The sequence below is a fragment of the Oerskovia sp. NPDC060287 genome, from assembly GCF_042726775.1.
Lineage (GTDB): Bacteria > Actinomycetota > Actinomycetes > Actinomycetales > Cellulomonadaceae > Oerskovia > Oerskovia merdavium.
In genome coordinates, this window is sequence record NZ_JBHXBO010000348.1 from 1 (window position 1) to 3163 (window position 3163).

The 3163-nt window shown below is 71.7% G+C and carries 2 protein-coding genes; one reads left to right on the plus strand and one right to left on the minus strand.

Features of this window, described 5'->3' with window-relative positions; translation table 11 throughout:
- Positions 1–131 precede the first annotated feature (131 nt).
- The gene (locus ACFWFR_RS18695; RefSeq protein ID WP_377624086.1) at positions 132–1421 is read left to right on the plus strand and encodes a DUF916 domain-containing protein; all 1290 of its coding nucleotides are present in this window, start codon (positions 132–134) and stop codon (positions 1419–1421) included.
- 15 nt (positions 1422–1436) lie between these two features.
- Here ACFWFR_RS18695 and glf read toward each other — a convergent pair whose 3' ends face one another.
- Positions 1437–2588: a UDP-galactopyranose mutase gene (gene glf, locus ACFWFR_RS18700; protein WP_191801868.1), complete on the minus strand. Its 1152-nt coding sequence runs from the start codon at positions 2586–2588 to the stop codon at positions 1437–1439.
- Positions 2589–3163 lie beyond the last annotated feature (575 nt).

Here is a 3163-nt window from a genome sequence, read left to right on the forward strand (position 1 = left end):
CGGCACCACCGTTCGACAGCTCTCCTGACCGGCGCCCCTGACGGGCTGCTCCTGACGGGCACGGACGGTCGCCCCGACGCGGCGGACCGCCCGGCTACCCTCGGTCGGAACCCACGAAAGCAGGCACGACCATGGCGACCCAGCACCTCTCCCCCCAGGCCGCGCGCGACAGCGCGAGCCAGGCCGCGCAGGCCACGCAGGACCTGCACTCCGCGCAGCGCAACGTGCGTGCTCATCAGCGGGAGAACGGCCACAGCCACGCCCTGTGGCTCCTCGCCGTGCTGGCGGTCACGCTGGTCGTGGGCCTGCTCGTCTCGCTGGTCGCCCCCGGAGCGTCAGCCGTCGCATCGCCCGCCGCCGCGCGGGCCGTCGCGCTCCCGCACGTGGTGAGCGCCGCCGTCGGGCAGGTGGACCCCGCCGCGCCCGCGCCGGACGCACCTGCTGAGCCCGACGCTCCCGCCGTGACGACGCCCGTCACCTGGGGTGTGCGCCCCGCCGACACCGTGCACGGCACCGACCGCCCCAACTACGCCTACGGCCTGGAGCCCGGGACGAGCCTCGACGACGCGATCATCGTCTCCAACTACACCGAGGGGCCGCTGACGTTCCGCGTCTACGCGGCCGACGGGTACATGACCGAGGCCGGCGAGCTCGACCTGCTGCCCGCGGGCGAGGAGTCCCAGGCGCTCGGCTCGTGGGTGACCTTCGAGGCCGACGACGTCACGATCGAGGGCGGCGGCACCGCGGTCGTGCCCTTCACCGTGACCGTCCCCGCCGACGCGACGCCGGGCGACTACGCGGCGGGCGTGGTGTCCTCGCTGCTCGTCGAGAACGCCGAGGGCGTGAGCGTCGACCGCCGCCTCGGCTCGCGCATGCACCTGCGCGTCGCGGGCGACCTGGTACCGGCCGTCGTGGTCGACGACGTGTCGGTCACCTACGACGGCACCCTCAACCCGTTCGCCGCGGGCAGCGCGGTCGTCACGTTCACGGTCACGAACGACGGCAACACGCGTCTGGCCCCCGGCCAGTCCGTGCGCGTCGCCGGGCCGTGGGGTGCGGGCGCGCAGAGCGCACCGCGCGCCGACCTCCCCGAGATGCTCCCCGGCACGTCGCTGACGCGGACCGTGACGGTCGACGGCGTCTGGCCGCTGGGCCGGGTCAAGGGCTCGGTCACGGTCTCGGCGGAGGTGGTGACCGCGATCGGCGCGGCCGACGCCGCGCCCCTGCCGGTCGCGCCCGCCACGGGCTCGGCCTCGACGTTCGCCGTGCCGTGGTCGGCCCTCGCGCTGCTCGTCCTGGTGGTCGGGGGCGTCGTCCTGCAGCGTCGCGGTGCCCGACGGCGGCGCGCGAGCGACGAGCGCAAGGTCGCCGAGGCCGTGGCCCAGGCGCTCAAGGAACGCGACGAGCAGCCTGTCGCCTGAGGAGGGCTGCGACGGTCAGGAGAAGAGCGGGCCGAGCCTGTTGTCGACCGTCGAGAGCGCGGCCGCGATCGCCATGTGCATGTCGAGGTACTGATAGGTGCCCAGTCGTCCCCCGAAGAAGACCCCCGGCTCCTCGTCGACGAGGCGGCGGTAGGCGGCGAGGCGCTCCCGGTCCGTCGCGGTGTTCACCGGGTAGTAGGGCTCGTCGGTGCGCCCGGCGAAGCGGGAGAACTCGCGCATGATGACGGTCCGGTCGTCCGGGTAGTCACGCTCGGGGTGGAAGTGCCGGAACTCGTGGATCCGTGTGTACGGGACGTCGGCGTCGGGGTAGTTCATGACCGACGTCCCCTGGAAGTCGCCCACGTCGAGCACCTCCTGCTCGAAGTCGAGCGTGCGCCAGGAGAGCTCGCCTTCGGAGTGGTCGAAGTACCGGTCGACGGGGCCCGTGTACACGACCGGGACCTGCCCCACGACCGCCTGCTTGCTGACCGGCTGGGAGGGGTCGAAGAAGTCGGTGGCGAGCCGGACCGTGATCTTGGGGTGATCGGCCATGCGCTCGAGCCACGCCGTGTACCCGTCGACGGGAAGGCCCTCGTACGTGTCGGAGAAGTAGCGGTTGTCGTAGGTGTACCGGACCGGGAGCCGCGAGATGATCGACGCCGGCAGCTCTCGAGGATCCGTCTGCCACTGCTTGGCCGTGTAGTCGCGCACGAACGCCTCGTAGAGCGGACGTCCGATGAGGTTGACCCCCTGCTCGTCGAGGTTCCGGGGGGTCCTTCCCCCGAGCTCGGCCGCCTGCTCCCTGATGAGCGCGCGGGCGGCCTCGGGTCCCAGGGCGCTGCGGAAGAACTGGTTGATCGTGCCCAGGTTGATCGGCAACGGGTAGACCTCGCCGCGGTGCGTGCTGTAGACCCGGTGCACGTACGAGGTGAACTGCGTGAACCGGTTGACGTACTCCCACACGCGCTCGTTCGAGGTGTGGAACAGGTGGGCGCCGTACTGGTGCACCTCGATGCCGGTCTCGGGCTCGACGGCGCTGTAGGCGTTCCCTCCGACGTGGGGTCGCCGGTCGATCACGAGCACCTCGACGCCGTGCAGCCTCGCCATCCGCTCAGCCACGGTCAGACCGAAGAGGCCTGCTCCCACCACCACGAGATCCGTCATCATGCTCCCAGCTGCACGGGTCGTCGCGTCGCTCGGCGCACCTGCGCCGAGGGGCGCCCGTGGGCCCGGGTGCTCCACCTCAGGCTCAGGATCGAGGTCACGGGCGCCGACGAGCTCGAATGGACTGCAGCATATAGCGCCTGGCCGGGCATCCTTCCGGGACGAACCTCGGACGGCAGACGGGGCGGCCGCACGCGCCGGCTCCCGGGGTTGCTGGGCGACAGATCATGCGTCCCGATCGACAGGTTGTGCACAGGCCCCGGAGGGGCTGGTGATCCGGTGCTTGACTGCCGACGACGCCCTGTCCCCGCGGACGGGTGTCGCCGTCGTCCCACGACGAGGGGTTGACCGCAGCAGTCGCGGCCCTCGTGTCCGGATCAGGCGCACGGACTTCACGTCCTCGAGCGTCCTGTCAGCAAGGAGCACAACGCAGTGAGCACTCCCACGGCACCATCGCCGACCCCGAGCCCGAGCCGTCGTCCTGGGGGGCGGTCGTCGTTGTTCGGTCGGTTGCGTGGGTGGTGGTCGGGGTTCGTGGAGCGTCGGCCGGGGTTGGCTCAGTTCTTGGTGTTCTTCGT

Coding starts and splice junctions, on each gene's coding strand:
- ACFWFR_RS18695 (WP_377624086.1), top strand. CDS start 132: ATGGCGACCCAGCACCTCTCCCCCCAGGCCGCGCGCGACAGCGCGAGC.
- glf (WP_191801868.1), bottom strand. CDS start 2,588: ATGATGACGGATCTCGTGGTGGTGGGAGCAGGCCTCTTCGGTCTGACC.